At 58.9% G+C, this 22,387-nt stretch carries 26 protein-coding genes and 4 tRNA genes; 21 read left to right on the top strand and 9 right to left on the bottom strand.

Going from position 1 to position 22,387, the window contains the following annotated elements; translation table 11 throughout:
- The 4 genes from ACYP2Q_RS30715 to ACYP2Q_RS30700 form a co-directional block, all read left to right on the top strand.
- Positions 1-113 (top strand): transposase (locus ACYP2Q_RS30715; RefSeq protein ID WP_036984840.1); only part of this gene is annotated, 113 nt, incomplete at its 5' end.
- A gap of 196 nt (positions 114-309) precedes the next feature.
- On the top strand, positions 310-1,662 hold the full coding sequence (locus tag ACYP2Q_RS30710) for a type II toxin-antitoxin system HipA family toxin (RefSeq protein ID WP_459733934.1): 1,353 nt from the start codon (positions 310-312) through the stop codon (positions 1,660-1,662).
- Positions 1,659-1,937, top strand: coding sequence for a helix-turn-helix domain-containing protein (locus ACYP2Q_RS30705; protein WP_459733933.1), 279 nt, complete (start codon positions 1,659-1,661; stop codon positions 1,935-1,937). Before ACYP2Q_RS30710 ends, ACYP2Q_RS30705 begins: the two co-directional genes overlap by 4 nt.
- Before the next feature lie 160 nt (positions 1,938-2,097).
- Complete coding sequence (locus tag ACYP2Q_RS30700; protein WP_459733932.1) at positions 2,098-3,156, top strand: AI-2E family transporter; 1,059 nt, start codon at positions 2,098-2,100, stop codon at positions 3,154-3,156.
- On the opposite strand, the gene ACYP2Q_RS30695 is transcribed toward ACYP2Q_RS30700, so the two are convergent.
- The 3 genes from ACYP2Q_RS30695 to ACYP2Q_RS30685 form a co-directional block, all read right to left on the bottom strand.
- Entirely contained in the window at positions 3,153-3,344 is a 192-nt protein-coding gene (locus tag ACYP2Q_RS30695; protein ID WP_459733930.1) for a hypothetical protein, read from the bottom strand. The two genes, ACYP2Q_RS30700 and ACYP2Q_RS30695, sit on opposite strands and share 4 nt — an antisense overlap.
- A 115-nt stretch (positions 3,345-3,459) precedes the next feature.
- Positions 3,460-3,654 (bottom strand): hypothetical protein, encoded by a 195-nt coding sequence (locus tag ACYP2Q_RS30690; protein ID WP_459733929.1) that lies wholly within the window; start codon positions 3,652-3,654, stop codon positions 3,460-3,462.
- Positions 3,655-3,816: 162 nt separating this feature from the next.
- The gene (locus ACYP2Q_RS30685; protein WP_459733928.1) at positions 3,817-4,203 is read right to left on the bottom strand and encodes a hypothetical protein; all 387 of its coding nucleotides are present in this window, start codon (positions 4,201-4,203) and stop codon (positions 3,817-3,819) included.
- 243 nt (positions 4,204-4,446) lie between these two features.
- Here ACYP2Q_RS30685 and ACYP2Q_RS30680 point away from each other — a divergent pair, with 243 nt between their 5' ends.
- Positions 4,447-5,274, top strand: coding sequence for a shikimate 5-dehydrogenase (locus tag ACYP2Q_RS30680; RefSeq protein ID WP_459733927.1), 828 nt, complete (start codon positions 4,447-4,449; stop codon positions 5,272-5,274).
- A gap of 30 nt (positions 5,275-5,304) precedes the next feature.
- Here ACYP2Q_RS30680 and ACYP2Q_RS30675 read toward each other — a convergent pair whose 3' ends face one another.
- Positions 5,305-5,952, bottom strand: coding sequence for a YceH family protein (locus tag ACYP2Q_RS30675; RefSeq protein ID WP_459733926.1), 648 nt, complete (start codon positions 5,950-5,952; stop codon positions 5,305-5,307).
- Positions 5,953-6,124: 172 nt separating this feature from the next.
- Here ACYP2Q_RS30675 and ACYP2Q_RS30670 point away from each other — a divergent pair, with 172 nt between their 5' ends.
- The 3 genes from ACYP2Q_RS30670 to ACYP2Q_RS30660 all read left to right on the top strand — a co-directional run bounded on the left by ACYP2Q_RS30670 (position 6,125) and on the right by ACYP2Q_RS30660 (position 9,073).
- A complete protein-coding gene (locus tag ACYP2Q_RS30670) occupies positions 6,125-7,297 on the top strand; it encodes an acyl-CoA dehydrogenase family protein (RefSeq protein WP_459733925.1) in 1,173 nt (390 codons plus the stop codon).
- Positions 7,294-8,487: an acyl-CoA dehydrogenase family protein gene (locus ACYP2Q_RS30665; RefSeq protein ID WP_459733923.1), complete on the top strand. Its 1,194-nt coding sequence runs from the start codon at positions 7,294-7,296 to the stop codon at positions 8,485-8,487. The genes ACYP2Q_RS30670 and ACYP2Q_RS30665 overlap by 4 nt, the downstream gene beginning before the upstream one ends.
- A 76-nt stretch (positions 8,488-8,563) precedes the next feature.
- On the top strand, positions 8,564-9,073 hold the full coding sequence (locus ACYP2Q_RS30660; RefSeq protein ID WP_459733921.1) for a DUF1993 domain-containing protein: 510 nt from the start codon (positions 8,564-8,566) through the stop codon (positions 9,071-9,073).
- A gap of 106 nt (positions 9,074-9,179) precedes the next feature.
- Here ACYP2Q_RS30660 and sstT read toward each other — a convergent pair whose 3' ends face one another.
- Complete coding sequence (gene sstT, locus ACYP2Q_RS30655; RefSeq protein WP_459733920.1) at positions 9,180-10,412, bottom strand: serine/threonine transporter SstT; 1,233 nt, start codon at positions 10,410-10,412, stop codon at positions 9,180-9,182.
- A gap of 324 nt (positions 10,413-10,736) precedes the next feature.
- Here sstT and ACYP2Q_RS30650 point away from each other — a divergent pair, with 324 nt between their 5' ends.
- Entirely contained in the window at positions 10,737-11,891 is a 1,155-nt protein-coding gene (locus ACYP2Q_RS30650; protein WP_459733918.1) for an MFS transporter, read from the top strand.
- Between the two features lie 3 nt (positions 11,892-11,894).
- Here the strand turns inward: ACYP2Q_RS30650 and nhaR are convergent, their stop codons facing one another.
- Positions 11,895-12,794: a transcriptional activator NhaR gene (gene nhaR / locus ACYP2Q_RS30645; RefSeq protein ID WP_459733917.1), complete on the bottom strand. Its 900-nt coding sequence runs from the start codon at positions 12,792-12,794 to the stop codon at positions 11,895-11,897.
- 135 nt (positions 12,795-12,929) lie between these two features.
- Here nhaR and ACYP2Q_RS30640 point away from each other — a divergent pair, with 135 nt between their 5' ends.
- Both ACYP2Q_RS30640 and ACYP2Q_RS30635 read left to right on the top strand, forming a co-directional pair.
- On the top strand, positions 12,930-13,172 hold the full coding sequence (locus ACYP2Q_RS30640) for a hypothetical protein (RefSeq protein WP_459733916.1): 243 nt from the start codon (positions 12,930-12,932) through the stop codon (positions 13,170-13,172).
- A gap of 29 nt (positions 13,173-13,201) precedes the next feature.
- A complete protein-coding gene (locus ACYP2Q_RS30635) occupies positions 13,202-13,951 on the top strand; it encodes a TerC family protein (RefSeq protein WP_056854746.1) in 750 nt (249 codons plus the stop codon).
- Positions 13,952-14,022: 71 nt separating this feature from the next.
- Here the strand turns inward: ACYP2Q_RS30635 and ACYP2Q_RS30630 are convergent, their stop codons facing one another.
- The gene (locus ACYP2Q_RS30630; RefSeq protein ID WP_459733936.1) at positions 14,023-14,178 is read right to left on the bottom strand and encodes a hypothetical protein; all 156 of its coding nucleotides are present in this window, start codon (positions 14,176-14,178) and stop codon (positions 14,023-14,025) included.
- Positions 14,179-14,357: 179 nt separating this feature from the next.
- Here ACYP2Q_RS30630 and ACYP2Q_RS30625 point away from each other — a divergent pair, with 179 nt between their 5' ends.
- The 3 genes from ACYP2Q_RS30625 (at position 14,358) to ACYP2Q_RS30615 (ending at position 15,613) form a co-directional block, all read left to right on the top strand.
- Complete coding sequence (locus ACYP2Q_RS30625; protein ID WP_459733914.1) at positions 14,358-15,086, top strand: peptidase C39 family protein; 729 nt, start codon at positions 14,358-14,360, stop codon at positions 15,084-15,086.
- Between the two features lie 87 nt (positions 15,087-15,173).
- A complete protein-coding gene (locus tag ACYP2Q_RS30620; protein WP_459733912.1) occupies positions 15,174-15,380 on the top strand; it encodes a DUF6021 family protein in 207 nt (68 codons plus the stop codon).
- 17 nt (positions 15,381-15,397) lie between these two features.
- On the top strand, positions 15,398-15,613 hold the full coding sequence (locus ACYP2Q_RS30615; RefSeq protein ID WP_459733911.1) for a hypothetical protein: 216 nt from the start codon (positions 15,398-15,400) through the stop codon (positions 15,611-15,613).
- 59 nt (positions 15,614-15,672) lie between these two features.
- Here the strand turns inward: ACYP2Q_RS30615 and pbpG are convergent, their stop codons facing one another.
- Both pbpG and folD read right to left on the bottom strand, forming a co-directional pair.
- A complete protein-coding gene (gene pbpG / locus ACYP2Q_RS30610; protein ID WP_459733910.1) occupies positions 15,673-16,611 on the bottom strand; it encodes a D-alanyl-D-alanine endopeptidase in 939 nt (312 codons plus the stop codon).
- A gap of 238 nt (positions 16,612-16,849) precedes the next feature.
- Positions 16,850-17,704 carry a bifunctional methylenetetrahydrofolate dehydrogenase/methenyltetrahydrofolate cyclohydrolase FolD gene (folD, locus tag ACYP2Q_RS30605; RefSeq protein WP_459733909.1) on the bottom strand — a complete coding sequence of 285 codons (855 nt, stop codon included), beginning with the start codon at positions 17,702-17,704 and terminating at the stop codon, positions 16,850-16,852.
- 275 nt (positions 17,705-17,979) lie between these two features.
- Between folD and ACYP2Q_RS30600 the strand changes: the two genes are divergently transcribed.
- The 7 genes from ACYP2Q_RS30600 to clpX all read left to right on the top strand — a co-directional run bounded on the left by ACYP2Q_RS30600 (position 17,980) and on the right by clpX (position 22,291).
- A tRNA-Arg gene (locus tag ACYP2Q_RS30600) sits at positions 17,980-18,056 on the top strand.
- Between the two features lie 32 nt (positions 18,057-18,088).
- Positions 18,089-18,164, top strand: a tRNA-His gene (locus ACYP2Q_RS30595).
- Positions 18,165-18,221: 57 nt separating this feature from the next.
- Positions 18,222-18,306, top strand: a tRNA-Leu gene (locus tag ACYP2Q_RS30590).
- Positions 18,307-18,384: 78 nt separating this feature from the next.
- Positions 18,385-18,460 (top strand) — tRNA-His (locus ACYP2Q_RS30585).
- Positions 18,461-18,855: 395 nt separating this feature from the next.
- Positions 18,856-20,166: a trigger factor gene (tig, locus tag ACYP2Q_RS30580; RefSeq protein ID WP_459733907.1), complete on the top strand. Its 1,311-nt coding sequence runs from the start codon at positions 18,856-18,858 to the stop codon at positions 20,164-20,166.
- Positions 20,167-20,259: 93 nt separating this feature from the next.
- Positions 20,260-20,895, top strand: a complete 636-nt coding sequence (clpP, locus tag ACYP2Q_RS30575; RefSeq protein WP_459733906.1) for an ATP-dependent Clp endopeptidase proteolytic subunit ClpP — start codon at positions 20,260-20,262, stop codon at positions 20,893-20,895.
- 112 nt (positions 20,896-21,007) lie between these two features.
- Positions 21,008-22,291: an ATP-dependent Clp protease ATP-binding subunit ClpX gene (gene clpX, locus ACYP2Q_RS30570; RefSeq protein ID WP_046817996.1), complete on the top strand. Its 1,284-nt coding sequence runs from the start codon at positions 21,008-21,010 to the stop codon at positions 22,289-22,291.
- Positions 22,292-22,387: the final 96 nt, after the last annotated feature.

The raw sequence follows: 22,387 nt of genomic DNA, 5'->3' as shown, positions 1-22,387 counted from the left end.
AGCTGGAAGGGATAAACAATCGAATAAAGGTCATCAAGCGGATGGCGTACGGTTACCGGGATAGCGAATTCTTTTTCATGAAGATCAAGAGCGTCTTTCCCGGTAATCCGTGAAGAACCTTTTTTTTGCCCGGGATTTGGCGCTCAGATCATCGTTCATCTGCATTATGTTGCGCATTTCGTGCCTCTATAGATGCGAATCTGCATTATAGTGCACTTTAATCTTTTCGTTGATGTTCGAAAATGCACTATATTGCAGTCTATGCTTCAGTTACGCAAAAAAAGTGCATTTAAATGCAGGTGTAATCCGATGTTCGACCTGACGTTACAAATCTATACGGCCGGGAATTGGCATGACGCCATGGTCTTGAGCTTCGACAGTCCAGAAAAAGGGTTCGAAAGTCGCTGCAGTTTTGGTTACGAGCAAACCTATCTTTTTGAAAATTACGAACAGATTGGGTCGCCGTTCGCCAAAGCCGTCAGTGCGAGGTTCCCATTGGATTGGGATGGCCGGCGATCCAACGCCCCGGCATTTGTGCACGACATTGCACCTGCCGGTGCGGCAAAAAGGTTTCTGCTGGCACGTTTGGGGCAAGACAAGCCAGCCGGAGTAAATGCAGACCTTTACCTGCTGGCCAGAAGCACGCCGGCACCGATTGGCAACATGCGGGTAAAGGAATCTGCCGAGGTAGTGGATCAACGTGAGCCGATAGGGTTTGAACGTCAGGACGTTATCAACCGCAACAATCGATTTCTCGAGTATGCCTATGAGCAGGGCGCTGCCATTGGTGGCGCAACCGGGGCAGGGGGTGAGGCGCCCAAGCTCTTGTTGGCCGAGAACAAGGCAGGATTGGTGTATCCCGATGCGGTGCTGGACGACGCCGACGTCGCCCGGCATTGGTTCGTGAAGTTCGCTCGCAATAAAGGATCTGCGACTGATCAGGAAATCCTGAGAAGCGAGTACCACTACTACAAGGCGCTCCAGGCTCTGGGGATCGAGACCGTGGCAGCAGAGGGGCTGGCACTGGAGGAGTCGACCAAACCCAGCCTGTGGATGCAGCGTTTTGACCGTCAAGTGACTCAGCAGGGCGTCGAGCGCTTTGCCGTGGAGTCGATTTACTCGCTGGCAAACGTCACGGCACCGGGTAGCGCACTGGATCACCTGGAAGTTATCCGATTGCTGGCCGGGTTATGGCGGGATGTGGGGCAAGCGGATCAGATTCCTGACCTGGTTGCGGATTACCTGCGTCGGGACCTGCTTAACAAAATCCTGGGTAATTCGGACAACCATGGTCGAAACACCGCCATCATCCGCGATAGCGCATCGTTTCGGCTTGCACCTATTTATGATTTGGCGCCCATGGTGATGGACGACGAAGGGGTGACTCGCTCCACCAAGTGGCCAAGAGCGCTGGAGAGAGCAGGTGATGTCGATTGGCGTGGCGTGTGTCGGGCACTGGCCGACATCGCTGACCCGGATGATCCGCTGGCCGCATTGAGTGAGGTGCAGGACTCTTTTGAGCGCCTGCGCGACGATGCGAATCAGCTGATGGCACTTCCCGATATTCTCACTGCCAGCGGCCTGCCTGACGTAACCATGAATCACCCGCAAATTGCCTTGAAAAATCTGCAGCAGCGTATGAAAGCATGGGACTTGATATGAGCATGACAGTGGCCGAGCGCACTGCGCTCATAGAAAGCATTCAAGAGGCATTGGCTCAAGGCAGCCTGGAAATTGGCGAAGCGGTTCGCCGGTTGCGGGTCGAAGTGACCGGCTTGCACCAGACTCAGTTCGCGAAGATGTGCAAGATTTCGGTGCGCACGTTAGTGCACATCGAGCATGGCGAAGGCAATCAGACGCTGAAATCGTTGAATGCGGTGTTCAAACCGTTTGGATTGAAGATGGGCGTTATGCGGATTCGACGTGATCCCGGTTGAATCAGTTTGTAGTCCCGGCGAAGCAAGCGGCATCAGGCAATCTTGAATGTTTTCCGCTCCCCTCATGTTTATTGCACGAACGCACGGCACTCGCGCGAGCCGCAGTGGCCTAAGCATCAGGGCACAACGTTGCGTGCCGGTGAACTGACATGGGTCGGACATGAACGAAGAGACGCTGAAAGATAAATCGCTGGCGGTTTTGCTGGTGTTGGTGAGCATTGCGTTCATCTGGATCCTGCTGCCGTTCTACGGTGCGGTGTTCTGGGCGGTGATCCTGGGGATAGTCTTTGCGCCGATGCAGCGCCGGTTGCAACTCAAGTTTGGCTGGCAGCGCAACCTGACTTCGTTGTGTACTTTGAGCATCTGTCTGGTGATTGCGATCCTGCCTGTGATCATCATCAGCATGCTGCTGGTTCAGGAAGGCGCGGCGCTGTACAAAAGCGTCGAGAGCGGCGAGCTGGACATTGCCGGCTATGTGTCGCAGTTCAAGCACAACCTGCCACCGTATTTCCAGCATCTGCTCGACCGGTTCGGCGTGGGTGAGTTGAACGGGCTGCGCGAGAAAATCGTCAAGAGCGCGATGGCGGGCGGCGAGGTGACGAATCAGGTGTTCAGTCTTGGCCAGGGCACGTTCGAGTTCGTCGTCAGCTTTTTCATCATGCTCTATCTGCTGTTTTTCTTCCTGCGCGACGGTGCCGACCTCGCGCGCAAGGTGCGCATGGCCGTGCCGTTGGAGGAACACCATAAGCGCCGTTTGCAGCTCAAGTTCAATCGCGTGGTGCGGGCCACGGTGAAGGGCAACCTGCTGGTAGCCATTACCCAGGGCGCATTGGGCGGTTTGATTTTCTGGTTCCTGGACATTCCCAGCGCACTGGTCTGGGCGGTGTTGATGGCGTTTCTGTCGTTGTTGCCGGCGGTTGGGGCAGGGATTGTCTGGGGGCCGGTGGCGGCGTTTTTCCTGCTGACCGGTGCGATCTGGCAGGGCGTGGTGCTGGGGCTGTTCGGGGTGTTCGTGATTGGCCTGGTGGATAACGTACTGCGCCCGATCCTGGTGGGCAAGGACACGAAGATGCCGGACTACCTGATCCTGATCTCGACCCTGGGTGGCCTGGCGCTGTTCGGGCTCAACGGTTTTGTCATCGGCCCGTTGATCGCGGCCCTGTTCATGTCGAGCTGGGCCATTTTCATCGAGACCAAACCGCGGGTCCAGCTGCCTTAGGCACTGAGCTGGCCTGCCTGTGCGCAGCCGATTTGCTGGAACAACGCCTGGGCGTCGGGCAGCGAGGTGAGCGGGCCGCTGATCTGTTCGCCGTCCTGGACCAGGTACCAGCAGGCGAGCAAGCCCAGCGCTCTGAGCGGTGCGGGAACGGCGCTGCCGATAACGGACATGATATGTACCTGAGACATCATAAGGACCTCCATCAATCTGTGGAGCTACCTTACGATTCGTGCGCTTCGAGGGACAATCAACGCTTTCAATAGTGGTCATTGATGCCAGTGAGGTCAGCTCGGCGGCTGGCGCTCAATCGACCACCTGATCGAGCATATGCACCACTTCCTGCTCGTTGAGCAGGCCTTTGCGCACCAGGTTCTGCGTCAGCAGCGAAAGGAATTTGGCGTTGCGATGGCCTTCCAGGTGCTTGAGTTCGGTCAGGGCGTTATAGACCTTGCTGGAAGTGCACAGGCCATTGATGCGGTGCGGGTTTTGTGTGGGCATAAGCTCGTCCTTGTTGTTATCGAACGGGTGGACAGGTCCGAGCTCAATCTTGCCAAGATCGACGATCGACACTGTCCCGATAGCGACACCGAGAGGATTTTTCCAGACCTGGGGCGACGAACGGCAGTTCGCAGGCGCTCGCTCGCGCCTGCGAATCTGCGGTTACCAGCGGCCGTAACCGTGGGGAGGGCCGTAATAGCCGCGAGGCGGGCCGTAGTAGCCACGAGGCGGACCGTAATAAACCGGTGCCGGACGATAGTAGATCGGTTGTCCCACATATACCGGTGCGGGCTGGTAGTACACCGGTGGAGGCGGCGCCATGTACACCGGCTGCGGTTCTGCGTAGACCGGTTGGGCGTAGACCGGTTGCGGCGTCACATACACGGGCCGGTTGCTGTTGATGACTGCCGAGCCAATGATGGCCGAGCCGACGATCGCGCCAAATACCGCCGGACCTTCCCAGCCGCCACCGCCGCCATGCGCCTCTGCTTGCCCGGCGACAGCCAGGGCACCGATCAGCAAGGCCACTGTGGGGATTCTACGGATCATGATGATTCCTCGGTTCTTCGACCCGGCGCTTGCGTCTGCAATAGACTCAAGGAATGTCGCGGGGATACTTCTAAGACAGCTTTTTTTTGAAAATCAGCACAGTCGCCAGGTAAATTTTGTGTAAGGTCTGTGTCGGCGACCTTACGGTCCTACCGTGTCGATCAGGGCACGCGAATATGATTGATCAGAACCGATGGACTGGCTAATCCCGTCCATCCGAATGTGCAACACGAGGAGATTCAGATGCAGATGAACCCCAACAGAGACACCCAGCTGTGCATGTCCCTGTCCGGACGCCCGGGGAACTTCGGCTTGCGATTTCACAATCATCTGTATGAGCAACTGGGACTGAATTTTTACTACAAGGCGTTCTCCAGCCAGGACCTGCCGGGCGCCGTCGGTGGCATCCGCGCCTTGGGTATTCGCGGTTGCGGCGTGTCGATGCCGTTCAAGGAAGCTTGCATCGACCTGGTCGATGAGCTGGACCCTTCTGCTGCGGCCATCCAGTCGATCAATACCATCGTCAATACCGACGGGCATCTCAAGGCCTTCAACACCGACTACATCGCCATTGCCCAGTTGCTGCAGACCCACCAGGTGCCCAAGGACACCACGTTTGCCCTGCTTGGCAGTGGCGGCATGGCCAAGGCCGTGGCTAGCGCCTTGCGCGATGGCGAGTACAGTAATGGCCTTATCGTGGCCCGTAACGAGCGCGCCGGCCAGGCGTTGGCCAAGTCGCTGGGCTACCCCTGGCAAGCCGAGCTGCGTGAGCGACGCCCGCAAATGCTCATCAACGTCACGCCCATCGGCATGACCGGCCCGCAAGCCGATCAGCTGGCGTTCGACGCCCAAGCCATTGCGGCTGCGGATATCGTCTTCGATGTCGTCGCGGTCCCGGCGGAAACCCCGTTGATCCTGCGCGCTCGAGCCGAAGGCAAACATGTCATCACCGGGCTCGAAGTGATTGCGATCCAGGCGCTGGAGCAATTTGTTCTCTATACCGGCGTGCGCCCGACCGATGAGCAGTTTCAAAAGGCCGTGGAGTTTGCTCGCAGCAGCCTTGGTTATTGATTAAAGGCCAGCCGGGATGCCACCCGGCTTTTATTCGAGGCGTGCCAAACGCTCTTCCAGCGCGGCGATTCGGGCTTCGAGCTCTTCGATTCGCTCAACCGATACCGCGCCGCCAGCACTACGATCCGGCGCGTTCTGACGTGCAGCGAGGATCGCTTCGATATCCGCCGGATCACCCAGTGCGTGGGTATAACGATCTTCACGCTGGCCGGCCTGGCGCGGGATCAGCACTGCCAGGCCGCGGGCAATCAGGCGTTCGAGCTGATGCACGACTTGCTCGGCATCCTCGAAATCATGCATGCGCCCGCTGCGGGTCAGCAGTTCGTTGACCGTCTGCGGCCCCCTTAAAAATAACAGCCCGGTCAGAATCACCTGCGCCGGCACCAGTTCCAGCGCCTTGTCGACCTTGTGCTCCCAGCGATCGGCGCGGCTGCCCATCACCAGTCGGGTGAAGCCGCGTCCTTCGAGGGCGCGCAGGCTCTGGCCGACCTGGCCCTGTGTGAGGTTCATCACCGGCTCGCGGCTGGTTTTCTGATTGCAGGCGATCACCAGCGCGTTGAGGGTCAGCGGATAGGTTTCCGGGCTGGTGGCCTGTTTTTCGATCAGGGAGCCCAGAATGCGGATTTCCGTACTGTTGAGCCGCGGCTCGTCGAAAGTCGTCTCTTGCTCAGTGCTCATGGTTCTGCATCCTTAGCCGATTCATGTTTTTCACTTGCGTAGGCGCACTTTGACATCGCCCGTTCGGACTAGGCAAGGCTAACGATTCTGTCGCGTCCGGGTGGCGTCAGACTTCATGCTCAAAGGGGTGTCGCGCCACGCGCGCCCCGCCAAACGAGCAGAAGGCGCCGCGATGGAGTTTGCATTCAGCGACGAACAGGAAATGATCCGCGAGTCGGCCGAGGGTTTCCTCGCCGATGTATCGGATTCGGCCGCCGTGCGCGCGGCAATGGTCAGCGAACGGGGCTTCGATGAAGGCCTTTGGCAGCGTCTGTGCCAGGAAATGTACTGGCCGGCCATTCATATTCCCGAAACCTATGGAGGACTGGGCCTCGGCTTTGTCGAACTGGCTATCCTGTTGGAGCAGATGGGCCGGCGCTTGCTGTGCTCGCCGTTTTTCGCCACCGCCTGCATGGCCACGCCTGCGCTGTTGCTGGCCGCCAATCATGAGCAGAAGCAACGCTGGTTGCCGTCGATCGCCGACGGCAGCGTGACCGCGACCCTGGCGTTCAGCAGTGCCAACGGCTGGTCCGCCGATGATGTCCAGGCAACGGTGGTGGCCGAGGGTGACGGCTTTGTTCTCGACGGAACCCTCAAGCATGTGCTCGATGGTCATGGCGCTGATCTGTTGATCATTGCCGCCCGACACCCCGCAACCACTGGCGAAAAGGGCATCAGCCTGTTTGCCGTGGGCGCGGAGCGAGCCGGCATCGAGCGGCAAATGCGGCCGACCATGGACCAGACCCGGCGCCAGGCGCGAATCGAGCTCAAGGGCCTGTACCTCGAGGCCGACTGCCTGCTGGGTGAATTCGGCAACGGCTGGCCGCACCTGGAGCGGGTCCTGCAACTGGCCTGCATCGGCCTGGCTGCCGAGCAGACCGGCGGCGCGCAGCAGGTACTCGACCTCAGCGTGGCCTACATGCAGGAACGTCAGCAGTTCGGTCGCCCCATCGCCAGTTTCCAGGCCCTCAAGCACCGCGCCGCCGACATGATGCTGCAAGTCGAATGCGCGCGTTCGGCGGCCTACTACGCGGCTTGCGTGGCGCAGGAGGTCCTCGATCCGCTGGGTGATTCGCAGGTCGCGGCCGAACTGCCGCTGGCAGCGGCGCTGGCCAAGGCGCAGTGCTCGGAGACCTATTTTCACTGCGCATCCGAGTCGATCCAGTTGCATGGCGGCGTCGGTTTCACCTGGGAATACGACCCGCACCTCTACTTCAAGCGCGCCCGCGCCAGCGAGAGTTTCCTCGGTCTGCCGGCCTGGCATCGCGAGCGCATTGCATCGGTGATTCTGGGAGAGCAGCCATGAAAATCAGTTTCAGCGAGCAGGATGAACGCTTCCGCCAGGAAGTTGCCGACTGGATGAGCGCCCACCTTTGCGGAGAATTCGAAGCCCTGCGTTTTCGCGGTGGCCCAGGCGACGAGCACATGTTTCCCGAAGAGCGCAAAGCCTGGGAACGCAAACTCGCCGAGGGCGGCTGGACCTGTGTCGGCTGGGCGCCGGAGCATGGCGGACGCGGCTTGTCGATCACCCAGCAAGTAATTTTTCACGAAGAATATGCCCGCGCCGGCGGGCCCGGACGCATGGGCCACATCGGTGAAGGCCTGGCCGGGCCGACCATCGCTGCGTTCGGCACGGTCGAACAGCAACAGCGCTTTTTGCCGGGCATCGTCAGCGGTACATCGTTCTGGTGTCAGGGTTATTCAGAGCCGGGCGCCGGTTCCGACCTGGCCAACGTCAAGACCCGCGCGACGCTGGACGAAGCGACGGGTCAATGGGTGATCAACGGCCAGAAAGTCTGGACCTCCCTGGCCCATGAATCGGACTGGTGCTTTGTCATCGCCCGCACCGAACCGGGCAGCGTCGGCCATCGCGGTTTGTCTTTCCTGCTGGTGCCGATGGTCCAGGCGGCAATCACTGTGCGGCCCATCGAACAACTGACCGGTACCTCGGAGTTCAACGAAGTGTTCTTCGACGACGCCCGTACTGACGCCGCCAACATTATCGGTGCGCCAGGCGAGGGCTGGAAGATCGCCATGGCGTTGCTGGGCTTCGAGCGGGGAGTGTCGACCCTCGGCCAGCAGATGCAGTTTCACAATGAACTCAACGACATCATCGCCATTGCCAAGGCCAATGGCGCTGCCCGCGATCCGATCCTGCGCCAGCGCCTGGCCGAGGCCTGGAGCGGGCTGCGGATCATGCGCTACAACTCGCTGCGCATGCTTTCGGGAAGCCAGGATGGTTCGCTGCGCAAGGAGGCGACCATCTACAAGCTGTTCTGGTCGACCTGGCATGCCAGCCTCGGCAAGTTGGCAATGGACGTGCTTGGCGCCGAGGCGGAATTGCTCGAAGCCGCGCCTTATCAATTGACCCGTCAGCAGTCGCTGTACCTGTTCAGCCGCGCCGACACCCTCTACGGCGGCAGCAACGAGATCCAGCGCAACATCATTGCCGAGCGCGCCTTGGGCATGCCCAGGGAACCGCGTCCGAGCAAATAAAAAAGAGCCGTCTCGGGAGGGCTGCGCGCGGCTATAATCGGCCGACGTTTTCCTCCTGACATCACATGAGACTGCCATGACCATTTCCCTGTACGACGCTTCCGTGCCTGTTTTCCAGCAAATGCTCAACGCCCTGAGCGATGTGCTGAAAAAAGCCGAGGCCCACGCTACCGCCAAGAACATCGACCCGAACGCCTACCTGCAAGCGCGTCTGTTCCCAGACATGTTCCCGCTGGTGCGCCAGGTGCAGATCGCCGTTGATTTCGCCAAGGGCGTTACTTCGCGTCTGGCTGAAGTCGAGCTGCCGAAGTATGACGACACCGAAACCACCTTCGCCGAGCTGCAAGCGTTGATCGCCAAGGTCCTGGCCTACATCGGCGAATTCACGCCTGAGCAGATCAATGGCAAGGAAGGCATCGAGATCGTCACTCGTCCAGGCACGCCGAAAGAGAAGCGTTTCTCCGGCCAGGCTTACCTGCTCAGTTACGGCCTGCCGCAGTTCTTCTTCCACGTCACCACCACTTACGCACTGCTGCGTCATAACGGCGTAGAAGTGGGCAAGCGCGATTACATGGGCGCGTTCTAAACCGTCCCGATACAAAAAGCCCGCCCAGGTTTGCGCCTTGGCGGGCTTTTTCGTGGGGGGCCATCTTTCATCTACACCGCTGGACCTGTGGGAGCGGGCGGCGGTGTTACGCCAATCGTGCGGCCTTCTGTTCTTCACCCAGGCAAGCCGCCGCGGTGAACAGCACATCAGTGGACGAATTCAGCGCAGTTTCCGCCGAATCCTGCAACACGCCGATGATGAAACCAACCGCCACCACCTGCATGGCGATTTCGCTCGGGATGCCAAACAGGCTGCACGCCAGCGGGATCAGCAGCAGCGAACCACCCGCCACGCCCGACGCGCCACAGGCGCAGATCGCTGCAACCACGCTCAGCAGAATGGCGGTCGGGATGTCCACGGCAATGCCCAGGGTGTTCACGGCCGCCAGGGTCAGCACGGTGATGGTGATCGCTGCACCGGCCATGTTGATGGTGGCGCCCAGCGGGATCGACACCGAGTAGGTGTCTTCGTGCAAGCCCAGGCGCTTGCTCAATTCCAGGTTGACCGGAATGTTCGCCGCCGAACTGCGGGTGAAGAACGCGGTGATGCCGCTCTCGCGCAGGCAGGTCAGCACCAGCGGATACGGGTTGCGGCGCAGTTTCCAGAACACGATGAGCGGGTTCATCACCAGCGCCACGAACAGCATGCAGCCCAGCAATACGGCCAGCAGGTGCGCGTAGCCGATCAAGGCGCCGAAACCGGAGGTGGCCAGGGTCGAGGCTACCAGGCCGAAGATCCCCAGCGGGGCGAAGCTGATCACCAGGCGCACGATCACGGTCACGCCATTGGACAGGTCGCCCAGCACTTCACGGGTGGTGTCGCCGGCATGGCGAATGGCGATGCCCATGCCAATGGCCCACGCCAGGATGCCGATGAAGTTGGCGTTCATCAGCGCGCTGACCGGATTGTCGACCACGCTCAACAGCAGGCTTTGCAGCACCTCACCGATGCCGCCCGGCGCGGTCACCGCAACGTCCTGGGTCGACAGCACCAGGCTGGACGGGAACATCATGCTGGCAACCACCGCGACCACGGCGGCGGCGAAAGTCCCCAACAGGTAGAGGAACAGAATGGGCCGGATATGGGTTTCCTGGCCGTGCTTGTGGTTGGCGATCGACGCCATGACCAGCACGAACACCAGGATCGGCGCGACCGCTTTCAGCGCGCTGACGAACACTTTGCCGATAAACGCGGTGGATTTCGCCGTTTCAGGCGCGAACAGGGCCAGGGCAATACCGGCGATCAGGCCGATCACGATTTGCGTGACCAGGCTCAGGCGTTTCAGGCGTTGCAATAGAGAAGGGGATGAAGCGGTCATAAAACGGCATCTCGGATTTTTATAAGTGCATGGGTTCCCGGTTGCAGCAACAAGCGAGGCAGGCCGCAGGCGGGAAACCGGAAGGGGCAACATTGAACGCCGCAATCCTTGTGGGAGCGACGTTTTTCAGGGCGCGGACTTTATCACAGCGTAGGCACTATCCTTCAGACCTGTGACGAAGTGCCGCCCGGTTATGCGATGCAATTTGCAGGTTCGTGCAACCGCATGCGCGATCACTCTGCTAACATTCGCCATCCTCATTTTCATCTCTGCCAGTGGGCCTTCGGGCTATCGCTGGTGTCGTTGTTTTTTCTGGAGTTGTGCATGCTGTTGCCCATTCTTCTGTTGTCTGCTGCCGGTTTTACGGTGCTGACCACGGAATTCGTCATCGTCGGCCTGTTGCCGGCCATCGCCCGGGACCTGGACGTCAGCATCCCGCAAGCCGGCCTGCTGGTCACCCTGTTCGCCTTCACCGTCGCCGCCTTCGGGCCGTTCCTCACGGCATATTTCGCCCGCTTCGAGCGGCGCAAGCTGTTCATCTCGGTGCTGATCCTGTTCGGCCTGGCCAACACCCTGGCGGCGCTGGCGCCGAACATCTGGGTGATGTCGTTTGCCCGGTTGATCCCGGCCTTGGGGTTGCCGGTGTTCTGGGCCCTGGCCAGCGAGACTGCGGTGGACATCGTAGGGCCCGAGTACGCCGGCCGCGCCATCGCCAAGATCGGCTTCGGCATTGTCTGTGCCACGGTGTTCGGCATTCCCGTGGGCACCTTGATTTCCGACGCGTTCGGCTGGCGCAGTGCGTTCGCCATCCTGGCGGTCATTGCCTTTGCCAAGGCGCTGCTGCTGTTTATCTACCTGCCGAAAACCAACCTGCACCAGCATCAGGTGAGCTTCCTTTCGCAGTTCAAGATCCTGCGCAGCCCGCTGATGCTGGGTCATGTGTTGTTGTCGGTGGTGGTGTTCAGCGGCATGTTCACGGCCTACACCTACCTGGCCGACATCCTTGAACGCCTGGCCGGGTTCAACGGAACCGTAGTCGGCTGGTGCCTGATGGGCTTCGGTGCGGTCGGGTTGATCGGTAACTCGCTGGGCGGGCGTGCGGTGGACCGTCACCCACTGATGGCGTCGATGATGTTCTGTGCGTTGATGATTGCCGGCCTGGTGGCCCTGGTGCCGAACATCCATTCGCCCCTCGGTCTGGCGGCGGCGATGGGCATCTGGGGCGTGACCCAGGCGGCGATGTTCCTGGTCAGTCACGTGCGCTTGATGAAGGCCGCGCCTGAAGCGCCAGCGTTCGCCGCTTCGCTGAACATAGCCGGCGCCAACCTGGGCATTGGCCTGGGTGCGATGATAGGCGGGTCGGTGATCGACAGCGTAGGGCTGCAGGGCCTTGGTTTCGCGGCGGCCGCGCTTATCCTCGCCTCGGTCCTGCTGGCGATTGCCCTGATGACGTTCAAACCCCGCGAAGTCTGCGCCTGAGCTTCACAGTTCGGTAAATAACTCGCGTCGGGCACCTTCGGTAATGGCGACAATGCCAGGGTGCTTGACTTTGCGTTCCACCGAAATGGCGTAGAACGACTCGCTGACCGCGTCGGTCTGGCCAATCACTTGAACGCCGTATTGGCGTTGCACTTCGTCGGCGATCACGCTCGGGCCGATGAATATGCCGCTGCCGGATTGGCCGAAAGCCTGCATCAGGGCGCTGTCGTCGAACTCACCGACGATCTTTGGTTGGATCTGCTGCTCGGCGAACCAGCGTTGCAAACGGCTGCGCACCACGGTTTCCGGTCCGGGAATCAGCAGTGGCGCGCCGTGCAGGCTGCGGGGAAAGTCCTGGCCATAGCGCGCGGCCAGTTCGGCGGTGGCAAAAAAACTGATCCCGCATTCGCCGAGTTTCTGGCTGTAGCCCTTGATGTCCAGGTGCGATGGCATCGGGCTGTCGGAAATCACCAGGTCCAGGCGCTGGATGGCCAGGTCGGCCAGCAGCCGCTCGAGCTTGTCTTCCCGGCAGGTAATGCGCAGCGGTTCATTCAATTCCATGGTCGGCGCGATGAGGCGGTAAACGATCGACTTGGGCACAACGTCGGCCACGCCCACACGGAACAGGATCTGCTGCTCGTTGGGCTGCGCCCGCAACATCAATTCCAGTTCGCCCCCCAGCTGAAACATCTGCTCGGCATAGGGCAGGGTCTGTCGTCCGGCCTCCGTCAGCTCAAGCTGTCGGCCCACCCGGCGGAACAACTCGATTCCATAGGTCTGTTCGAGCAGCGATATCTGCCCGCTGATGGTTTGTGGCGTCAGGTTCAGTTGCTCGCAGGCGCGCACGATGCTACCTGTCTTGGCCACCACCCAGAAGTAATGCAATTGCCGATAGTTAAGCATGGGAATCAACAGTTCGTGAAAACCGAAGTATAACCGCTAAAAAAACGAATTTTCCTGAAGTATTCATTTCCCTAGAATCCCTCGCTATCAACGGGCCACCGTTTCGGCCGCGTTCGTTATATCGGGGGAAATCACATGAAACTTAAAGCCACGGCACTGCTGATCACGTCTTTACTGGTTCTGGCCGGTTGCGACCAAGCGGAAAAAAGCGCCCAGCAGTTGATGGGTGCGGCTGCCGAAAGCGCGAAGCAGGCCATCGATGATACGCACAAAGCCGCCGAGCAAGCGCTCAGCGATGCCACCGGCGGGCTGATCAGCAAAAAAGAATCATCGGAAAAAGAGGCGGAAAAATCCGCATCTTCCTCCCAGGAAATCTAAACCGTCTTACAACGAGTCAGGACTGAGCCATGGAATACCTTTTACAGCTAGCCGCCAGCCCCACCGCCTGGGTCGCCCTGGCCACCCTGGTGGTGATGGAAATCGTGCTCGGCATCGATAACCTGATCTTCATTTCGATCCTGACCAACAAACTGCCCGAGCAGCATCGGCAGAAAGCGCGGCGCATTGGTATCGGCATGGCGCTGATCCTGCGTCTGGGCTTGCTCAGCACCATCGCGTTCATCGTTCAGTTGACGGCGCCGGTGATCGAGATTCTCGGCCATGCGTTTTCCTGGAAGGACATGATCCTGATCGCCGGCGGCCTGTTCCTGTTGTGGAAAGCCACCACCGAGATCCACCACAGCATGGACCCGGCGCCGGAAGACCCGAAGTCGGCCACCTCGACCGTGACCCTCGGCTTTGCCGCGGCGATCGGCCAAATCCTGATGCTGGACATGGTCTTCTCCATCGATAGCATCATTACCGCTGTCGGCATGACCGAGCATTTGCCGATCATGATCATTGCCGTGGTGGTGTCGGTGCTGGTGATGTTGCTGGCGGCGGATCCACTGGCCAAGTTCATCAATGACAACCCGACGGTCGTCATGTTGGCCCTGGGCTTCCTGATCATGATCGGCATGACGTTGATCGCCGAGGGTTTTGGCGCCCACGTACCGAAGGGCTACGTGTACGCCGCGATGGCGTTCTCGGCAGCGATCGAGGTGTTGAACATGATGTCCCGGCGGGCAAGGCAGAAGCGGGTTGCTGCTGAAGCCTGATCCTCGCTGAAACGAAACGGCCGCCTGGAATCCAGGCGCCCGTTTTTTTATGCATGACCTAAGGTTGTGGTTCAGTGGACGGTGGCGTGCTGCGCGGCGCCTTCATCGGTTTTCGCCAGAGGGGCGGGCGGGGCAGGGTGATGGTGCCGGCGAGTAACGCGCAGAACGCCCCACAACATGGCGGCGGCCACCGCCAGCCAGCCGGAAATCAGCATTACGATTGTCATTGCCAGGCTCATCCAGGCCTCCTCTTTGCCCTGCAGCGGGCACACACGCTATCCAAGTGACAGTCTAGTCGCTGGCATGTTTCAAGCTATTGACCAAAGGTCGCCTATCACCAACCAGTTCGCTCTATCGGATGCAAACAACTGCCGGTTAAGGCTATACCGCTGCGGTGTGGCGTCCTATGATCGACGGCCAAGCCGGGAATGGGATTGCCTGGCAACTGAACAAGAGAGTGATGATGGTGCGAGTAATGTCTCGAATGCTAGCGGCGGCGCTGCTTGTGGGCTGTGTTGCCAGTCTGACGGGCTGCGCGGGGAGTGTTGCGCCACAGATCCAGCGCCTGCCGGAGCGGGTCGAACTCAGCGGCCGGTTCTACAAGGGGGTGGCGAATCAAAGCGGGCCGCAGGTGCTGGCGAGCATGCTGTCGCAGCAGGGCGTCGTGATTACGCCTGGGCTGCTCGACAAACCGCTGCACTTGCCGGGCGCCGAAGCTCAATTGCAACAGAACATGCAGAACCTCGCCCGCGAGTACGGGATGGTGGTCTATCCCCTCGACAGCAACCTGCCGGCCTTGCTGACCCAGGTCGCGGCCGGGTACCCGGTGATGGTGCGCTTCACTGAAGGCTCGGCGCTGTGGGCCGAGCCACGCTACGCGATTTTGACCGGCTACAACCGTCAAAAGCAGACCGTCTTGCTGCGCGCAGGCATGGATCAGCGGTTGACGATGAGCTTCGGCTCGTTCGAATCGGCATTCAAGGATGCCGGTGGATGGGCGGTGCTGATCCAGAATCCGACTCAACTGCCTGCCCAGGTCGACCAGCAACGCTGGCTCAACGCCGCCAACGACCTCGCCCAGGCCGGCCAGGAACAGGCTGCCGCCAAGGCGAAAAAAGCGCTAGGCGCACAGTAAGTCCGTTCGTCACCCATCGGGCACCTGCGCCCATAACCGGCCTCTTATAGGAAAGGCCCGGATTTTCCCGGGCCCCCAGGAGGCGCCATGGCCCATTCCAATACCCCCGACGGCCCGCACTCGTCCGAGCATTCGTCTGGCGATGAGCTGGGGTTCGATCCCGACTCCCCGGACCTTGCAGATCCAGCGGTCGATCCCATCGGGCCGGCCAAGGCACCGAGGGATGTGAGGCCGGATGATAATTCCAAGGTTCCCGCCAAGCCCTACGATCCACTGGGCGATCTCAAACCTTAGCTCCCATGGAGGTGCGCATGTCTATCGATTCGAGTTTCGACGACAAACGTCCGGAAACGGTGCCGACCACACCTGAGCAGGACACGGACCCGGTGATGGATCCGAACAGCCCGATGCGCGATCCGCTGGCCCGGCCGACAGTGGTGCCCACCGAACATCCGAAGGGCTGGCACGACCCGAGCAAAGGCGATGGCATTCCCGATGATGACCAGATGCCGCTACCCAACGATTAACCACAGTCAAAAAAAAAGGCCCCGGATGACCGGGGCTTTTGCTTGCTGCAGGTACCTGCTTATTTTGAAGCCTCAACTACGCCACTCTGGCGCTGCTTGAGATTCTTGTCCGATTTGTACTGCAAGGCAGCGGAAGCCACCTCGGCGCTCTTGCCGGTTTCGACCCAATTGCGGATGCGGGTGGCATCGGCAAAATGAGTGTATTTGCCATAAGCGTCCAGCAGCACCAGGGCAACCGGACGGTTACTCATGCGAGTCACCAGCACCAGGCAGTGGCCTGCTTCGTTGGTGAAACCGGTCTTGGTCAGCTGGATGTCCCAGTCCGGCTTGCGCACCAGGTGGTCGGTATTGCGAAAGCCCAGGCTGTAGACGGGTTTACGGAAGGTGACGATTTTTTCCTTGGTTGTGCTGAGTTCGGTCAGCAACGGGTATTTGTGCGCAGCGATCAACAGTTTGCTCAGGTCGCGTGCGGTCGAGACGTTGCGCGGGGAGAGCCCGGTCGGCTCGACGAAATGCGTGTTGGTCATGCCCAATGCCCGGGCCTTGGCGTTCATTGCTGCAATGAACGCGGCATAGCCGCCTGGATAGTGATGCGCCAGAGTCGCGGCAGCGCGGTTTTCCGAGGACATCAGGGCAATCAGCAGCATTTCCCGACGTGGCAGTTCGCTGCGCAGCTTGACCCGGGAAAACACACCTTTCATTTCCGGTGTATCGCTGATGTTGACGTCGATAATTTCGTCCATGTTCTGCCGCGATTCAACCACGACCAGGCCAGTCATCAATTTGCTGACGGAAGCGATCGGTACCACCACGTCAGGATTGCTGGCGTAGATGACTTTGTTGGTCTGCAAGTCCAGGAGCAGGGAGCTACCGGAAGCGAGCTTGAGTGTCTTGGTATCCCGCGGGGCTGCGGTGGTCTCGTCAGCACTGGCGATTGGCGTGAGGAAAGTCCCTGTAACTGCAAAAAATAGGCTCAGGATGGAAAGACGGATTTTCACGCTGGCAGACTCAATAAGGTGTTGATAAGCCGTTTTGTAACGGGCTATTTCTCAAAAAGCGCGACATTCTGGAGTATGGCTGAATAACTGTCGATGGTTGTTCGAGGGCTGGGTGAAAGACACTGGAAACATGAAAAAAACGTCATTTTCCGGCAGATGGTCATCCTGTTCTGCGGGCAAAAAAGAACCCCGCCATGGGCGGGGTTCCTTGTGTCGCTGATTACCTCTGCCTTAAGCCTCAGCTGTGCAGGGTTTCAGCGGCGTACAGGGTGTTTTCCAGCAGGCAGGCGCGGGTCATCGGGCCGACGCCACCTGGCACTGGAGTGATCCAGCCGGCGCGGGGAAGGGCGGTTTCGTAGATCACGTCACCCACCAGCTTGCCGTCTTCCTGGCGGTTGATGCCGACGTCGATCACGATCGCGCCTTCCTTGATCCACTCACCTTTTACCAGGCCCGGCTTGCCGGCGGCGACGACGACCAGGTCGGCACGGCCGACGTGACCGGCCAGGTCCTTGGTGAAACGGTGGGTGACGGTCACGGTGCAACCTGCCAGCAGCAGTTCCATCGCCATCGGGCGACCGACGATATTGGATGCGCCGACCACCACTGCGTTCATCCCGTAGAGATCGGCCCCGGTGCTTTCCAGCAGGGTCATGATGCCTTTCGGGGTGCAGGGGCGCAGCAGCGGGATGCGCTGGGCCAGGCGACCAACGTTATAAGGGTGGAAACCATCGACGTCTTTATCCGGACGAATGCGTTCCAGCAATTTGGAGGCGTCCAGGTGTTCCGGAAGAGGGAGCTGAAGCAGGACGCCGTCAATCGCCGGATCGTCATTGAGGCGATCGATCAGCTCGGCCAGCGCTTGCTGGGTGGTGTCGGAGGGCAGGTCATAGGCCTGGGACAGGAAGCCGACCTCTTCACAGTCTTTACGCTTGTGCGAGACATAAACCTGAGAGGCAGGATCGCTGCCGACCAGGATCACCGCGAGGCCTGGCGTGCGCAGACCTTGCTGGCGACGCTCGTTGACGCGTTGGGCGATCTGCTGGCGCAGGCTGGCGGCGATCGATTTGCCGTCGATAAGTTGTGCAGTCATTGCGCGTGATTAACCATCGAGAGGGGAAAAAAAGAGAGCGCATTCTCGCATGTCATGCGGTGAGGGCAAAGGCGCTTGGTCTGCAAATTCCGCTAACCCCTTTAATTAAATGAATTTTTTTCAAAAAGGATTTGACGACCTGCGGGGGGCTCTATACTATTCGTCGCACTTGTCGGGCACAGCCTAGCACTGGTTGAGAAGGTTGAGCGGGATTACGGTTCTGCAAGACTGAAAAGCACTTAGTTTGTAGTCCTCCAAGAGTACAGATTAACAAGGCGCCCGTAGCTCAGCTGGATAGAGCATCCGCCTTCTAAGCGGATGGTCGCAGGTTCGAGTCCTGCCGGGTGCGCCATTAGGCAGCTTTGGCACAAGTAACGCGATATGGTGGGCGTAGCTCAGTTGGTAGAGCACGGGATTGTGACTCCCGTTGTCGTGGGTTCGATCCCCATCGTCCACCCCATATTTCGAAGGGCGCCAGATTAACAGTCTGGCGCCTTTGCTTTAAAGGCTTCATCCCGCGGATGTGGTGGAATTGGTAGACACACTGGATTTAGGTTCCAGCGCCGCGAGGCGTAAGAGTTCGAGTCTCTTCATCCGCACCAAACAAGGCTTCAACCATGCCGCCTGGCCTGGTTGGAGTTCAACAAAGAAGTGATTTGGCTTCTTTGTTACGCAATATGGTGGGCGTAGCTCAGTTGGTAGAGCACGGGATTGTGACTCCCGTTGTCGTGGGTTCGATCCCCATCGTCCACCCCATATTTCGAAAAGGCGCCAGATTAATAGTCTGGCGCCTTTTTTGTTTCAGCGGATTCAGCGACCGCAGATTCTGGGTCGCAAGGGCGGGGCGTTTCGTCGTTTTTATGTTTCGCGATGATGCCGTGCTGCCCGCCGGCCTTGCTTGCAAGATCGGCTGTCAGGGAGATGATTGGCGACCTCTTCTATATATAGAAAGGTTGGCGCAGAGCCCTGGCTTGATTGGTTGTATTTGCCATCGGGGCGAGGTGCACTCGTGCATTCGCACCTATAAATTGCCTGCTGCGTTTTTACCCGTTTTCAGTAGGGTGACTTCTTGAGTTTGACCCACTAGAATGCATGCCCTTGATTCTGGGGTCGGAAACGGCCGGCTAACGTCTGTGCAACGAGGAATATCCATGCAAGTTTCTGTTGAAAATACTACTGCTCTTGAGCGCCGCATGAGCGTCACCGTGCCGGCTGAGCGCATCGAGAGCCAGGTCAACAAGCGTCTGCAGCAGACTGCCCAAAAGGCCAAGATTGCTGGCTTCCGTCCAGGCAAAGTGCCAATGAGCGAAATCAAGCGCCGTTTCGGTGCTGACGCTCGCCAGGAAGCTGTAGGCGACGTGATCCAGTCTTCTTTCTACGAAGCTGTGGTTGAGCAGAAGCTGAACCCTGCTGGTTCGCCGTCGATCGAGCCAAAATCCCTGGAAGCGGGCAAGGACCTGGAATACGTAGCCGTATTCGAAGTGTTCCCTGAGTTCACCGTTGCCGGTTTCGACGGTATCACCGTAGAGCGCCTGAGCGCGGACGTGGCTGATGCCGATCTGGACAAGATGCTGGACATCCTGCGCAAGCAGAACACCCGTTTCGAAGTGGCTGATCGCGCCGCTCAAAACGAAGACCAGCTGAACATCGATTTTGTCGGCAAGGTCGACGGTGAAGTGTTCGCTGGCGGTTCCGCCAAGGGCACCCAGCTGGTTCTGGGCTCCGGCCGCATGATCCCGGGCTTCGAAGACGGCCTGGTTGGCGCTAAAGCCGGCGAAGAGCGCGTTCTGAACCTGACCTTCCCTGAGGACTATCAGAACCTGGACCTGGCTGGCAAAACCGCCGAGTTCACCGTGACCGTCAACACCGTTTCCGAGCCAAAACTGCCAGAACTGAACGAAGAGTTCTTCGCTCAATTCGGCATCAAGGAAACCGGTCTGGAAGGCTTCCGCACCGAAGTTCGCAAGAACATGGAGCGCGAACTGCGTCAGGCGATCAAATCCAAGGTCAAGAATCAGGTCATGGACGGTCTGCTGGCCACCAACCCGATCGAAGTGCCAAAGGCCCTGCTGTCCAACGAAGTCGACCGTCTGCGCGTGCAGGCTGTTCAACAGTTCGGCGGCAACATCAAGCCTGACCAACTGCCGGCCGAGCTGTTCGAAGAACAAGCCAAGCGCCGCGTTGTCCTGGGCCTGATCGTGGCTGAAGTGGTCAAGCAATTCGACCTGAAGCCTGACGAAGCCCGCGTTCGCGAGATGATTCAGGAAATGGCTTCGGCTTATCAAGAGCCTGAGCAAGTGGTGTCCTGGTACTACAAGAACGACCAGCAACTGAACGAAGTTCGTTCGGTTGTGCTGGAAGAGCAAGTTGTGGATACTGTTCTGCAGAAAGCTAGCGTGACCGACAAATCGGTCTCTTACGAAGAAGCGGTCAAGCCGGTAGAAGCTCCACAAGCCGACTGATCATTTTTGCGCTAAGAAGCACACACCATAAGCCAGCTCTCGAGCTGGCTTATGCGTATTCAAGACATAACTATTTGGGAGTGACTGCAGAGCATGTTCCGTAATTCGTATATTCAGCAGAACTCTGATATCCAGGCCGCAGGCGGCCTGGTCCCGATGGTTGTCGAGCAGTCCGCTCGTGGCGAGCGCGCCTACGACATCTACTCGCGTCTGCTCAAGGAGCGAGTGATCTTTCTGGTGGGTCCGGTAGAGGACTACATGGCCAACCTGATCTGTGCGCAGCTGTTGTTCCTTGAAGCGGAAAACCCGGACAAGGACATCCATCTCTATATCAACTCCCCGGGCGGTTCGGTGACGGCGGGCATGTCGATCTACGACACCATGCAGTTCATCAAACCCAACGTGTCGACCACCTGTATCGGTCAGGCGTGCAGCATGGGCGCGTTTTTGCTGACGGCCGGTGCCAAAGGCAAGCGTTTCTGCCTGCCGAACTCGCGTGTGATGATTCACCAGCCACTGGGCGGTTTCCAGGGGCAGGCTTCGGATATCGAAATCCATGCCAAGGAAATCCTCTTCATCCGCGAGCGTCTCAACACGCTGATGGCCAAGCACAGCGGGCGTACCCTTGAAGAAATCGAGCGCGATACCAATCGCGACAACTTCATGAGTGCAGAAGCTGCGAAGGAATACGGCTTGATCGATGAAGTGATCAACCAGCGCCCCGCGTAAAATAAGCAGCTCAAAATAGGGGTGGTCGGCGGGTCCGATCACCAGCGGGCTTGAAAAAGCCCGCAATAGCCTTCATCTTGTGTTGCAAGCCTATCGGATTTGGATCGAACGAATGACTGACACCCGCAACGGCGAGGACAACGGCAAGCTGCTCTATTGCTCCTTCTGTGGCAAAAGCCAGCATGAAGTGCGCAAATTGATTGCCGGCCCCTCGGTCTTTATCTGCGACGAGTGCGTCGACCTGTGCAATGACATCATCCGTGAGGAGGTGCAGGAAGCCCAGGCCGAGAGCAGCGCGCATAAATTGCCTTCGCCTAAAGAAATCAGCGGCATCCTTGATCAGTATGTGATTGGTCAGGAGCGTGCGAAAAAGGTTCTGGCCGTAGCGGTGTACAACCACTACAAGCGTCTTAACCAGCGTGACAAGAAGAGCGACGACGTCGAACTCGGCAAGAGCAACATCTTGCTGATCGGCCCGACAGGCTCGGGTAAAACCCTGCTTGCCGAAACACTGGCCCGCTTGCTGAACGTTCCGTTCACCATTGCCGACGCAACCACCCTCACCGAGGCGGGTTACGTGGGTGAAGATGTCGAGAACATCATTCAGAAGCTGTTGCAGAAGTGCGATTACGACGTGGAAAAGGCCCAGATGGGCATTGTCTACATCGATGAGATCGACAAGATCTCGCGCAAGTCCGACAACCCGTCGATCACCCGGGACGTTTCCGGTGAAGGCGTGCAGCAGGCCTTGCTCAAGTTGATCGAAGGCACGGTCGCTTCCGTTCCGCCTCAAGGTGGTCGCAAGCATCCGCAGCAGGAATTCCTTCAGGTCGACACCCGTAACATCCTGTTCATCTGCGGTGGTGCGTTCTCCGGTCTGGAAAAGGTTATTCAAAACCGTTCCACCAAGGGCGGCATCGGTTTCGGCGCAGAAGTGCGCAGCAAGGAAGAAGGCAAGAAAGTCGGTGAATCCCTGCGTGAAGTCGAGCCTGACGATCTGGTCAAGTTCGGTCTGATCCCTGAATTCGTCGGTCGTCTGCCGGTCCTGGCGACGCTGGACGAGCTTGATGAAGCTGCGTTGATGCAGATCCTCACCGAGCCGAAAAATGCCCTGACCAAGCAATACGCCAAGCTGTTCGAGATGGAAGGCGTAGACCTGGAATTCCGTGCCGACGCTCTGAAATCGGTCGCAAAACGTGCCCTGGAGCGCAAGACCGGTGCCCGTGGCCTGCGTTCGATTCTCGAAGGTGTACTGCTCGACACCATGTATGAAATCCCCTCGCAGTCCGAGGTGAGTAAAGTGGTGATCGACGAAAGCGTTATAGAAGGCAAGTCCAAGCCACTGTATATCTACGAAAACAGTGAGCCTGCTGCCAAGGCCGCGCCAGACGCCTAAGCGTCACGCAGCCGGTACAAAGAAGGGGCCTTCGGGCCCCTTTGCTTTTTGCACTTTTTAACACTGTCTTTGTGCTTGTTTTTTTTGAAGGCAGCC

The sequence above is a fragment of the Pseudomonas sp. MHK4 genome (assembly GCF_054600775.1).
The sequence above is the reverse complement of the archived record's forward strand: the minus strand, read 5'-3'. Positions and strand labels throughout refer to the sequence as shown.

Bases quoted from the DNA above. Each gene is read 5' to 3' on its own strand.
- ACYP2Q_RS30685 (WP_459733928.1), bottom strand. From the start codon at position 4,203: ATGATCCGTAGAATCCCCACAGTGGCCTTGCTGATCGGTGCCCTGGCT.
- clpX (WP_046817996.1), top strand. From the start codon at position 21,008: ATGACTGACACCCGCAACGGCGAGGACAACGGCAAGCTGCTCTATTGC.
- ACYP2Q_RS30675 (WP_459733926.1), bottom strand. From the start codon at position 5,952: ATGAGCACTGAGCAAGAGACGACTTTCGACGAGCCGCGGCTCAACAGT.
- ACYP2Q_RS30690 (WP_459733929.1), bottom strand. From the start codon at position 3,654: ATGCCCACACAAAACCCGCACCGCATCAATGGCCTGTGCACTTCCAGC.
- ACYP2Q_RS30705 (WP_459733933.1), top strand. From the start codon at position 1,659: ATGAGCATGACAGTGGCCGAGCGCACTGCGCTCATAGAAAGCATTCAA.
- ACYP2Q_RS30680 (WP_459733927.1), top strand. From the start codon at position 4,447: ATGCAGATGAACCCCAACAGAGACACCCAGCTGTGCATGTCCCTGTCC.
- ACYP2Q_RS30635 (WP_056854746.1), top strand. From the start codon at position 13,202: ATGGAATACCTTTTACAGCTAGCCGCCAGCCCCACCGCCTGGGTCGCC.
- nhaR (WP_459733917.1), bottom strand. From the start codon at position 12,794: ATGCTTAACTATCGGCAATTGCATTACTTCTGGGTGGTGGCCAAGACA.
- ACYP2Q_RS30625 (WP_459733914.1), top strand. From the start codon at position 14,358: ATGATCGACGGCCAAGCCGGGAATGGGATTGCCTGGCAACTGAACAAG.
- ACYP2Q_RS30620 (WP_459733912.1), top strand. From the start codon at position 15,174: ATGGCCCATTCCAATACCCCCGACGGCCCGCACTCGTCCGAGCATTCG.
- ACYP2Q_RS30630 (WP_459733936.1), bottom strand. From the start codon at position 14,178: ATGACAATCGTAATGCTGATTTCCGGCTGGCTGGCGGTGGCCGCCGCC.
- tig (WP_459733907.1), top strand. From the start codon at position 18,856: ATGCAAGTTTCTGTTGAAAATACTACTGCTCTTGAGCGCCGCATGAGC.
- clpP (WP_459733906.1), top strand. From the start codon at position 20,260: ATGTTCCGTAATTCGTATATTCAGCAGAACTCTGATATCCAGGCCGCA.
- ACYP2Q_RS30670 (WP_459733925.1), top strand. From the start codon at position 6,125: ATGGAGTTTGCATTCAGCGACGAACAGGAAATGATCCGCGAGTCGGCC.
- ACYP2Q_RS30665 (WP_459733923.1), top strand. From the start codon at position 7,294: ATGAAAATCAGTTTCAGCGAGCAGGATGAACGCTTCCGCCAGGAAGTT.
- folD (WP_459733909.1), bottom strand. From the start codon at position 17,704: ATGACTGCACAACTTATCGACGGCAAATCGATCGCCGCCAGCCTGCGC.
- ACYP2Q_RS30710 (WP_459733934.1), top strand. From the start codon at position 310: ATGTTCGACCTGACGTTACAAATCTATACGGCCGGGAATTGGCATGAC.
- sstT (WP_459733920.1), bottom strand. From the start codon at position 10,412: ATGACCGCTTCATCCCCTTCTCTATTGCAACGCCTGAAACGCCTGAGC.
- ACYP2Q_RS30695 (WP_459733930.1), bottom strand. From the start codon at position 3,344: ATGTCTCAGGTACATATCATGTCCGTTATCGGCAGCGCCGTTCCCGCA.
- ACYP2Q_RS30660 (WP_459733921.1), top strand. From the start codon at position 8,564: ATGACCATTTCCCTGTACGACGCTTCCGTGCCTGTTTTCCAGCAAATG.
- ACYP2Q_RS30700 (WP_459733932.1), top strand. From the start codon at position 2,098: ATGAACGAAGAGACGCTGAAAGATAAATCGCTGGCGGTTTTGCTGGTG.
- ACYP2Q_RS30650 (WP_459733918.1), top strand. From the start codon at position 10,737: ATGCTGTTGCCCATTCTTCTGTTGTCTGCTGCCGGTTTTACGGTGCTG.
- ACYP2Q_RS30615 (WP_459733911.1), top strand. From the start codon at position 15,398: ATGTCTATCGATTCGAGTTTCGACGACAAACGTCCGGAAACGGTGCCG.
- ACYP2Q_RS30640 (WP_459733916.1), top strand. From the start codon at position 12,930: ATGAAACTTAAAGCCACGGCACTGCTGATCACGTCTTTACTGGTTCTG.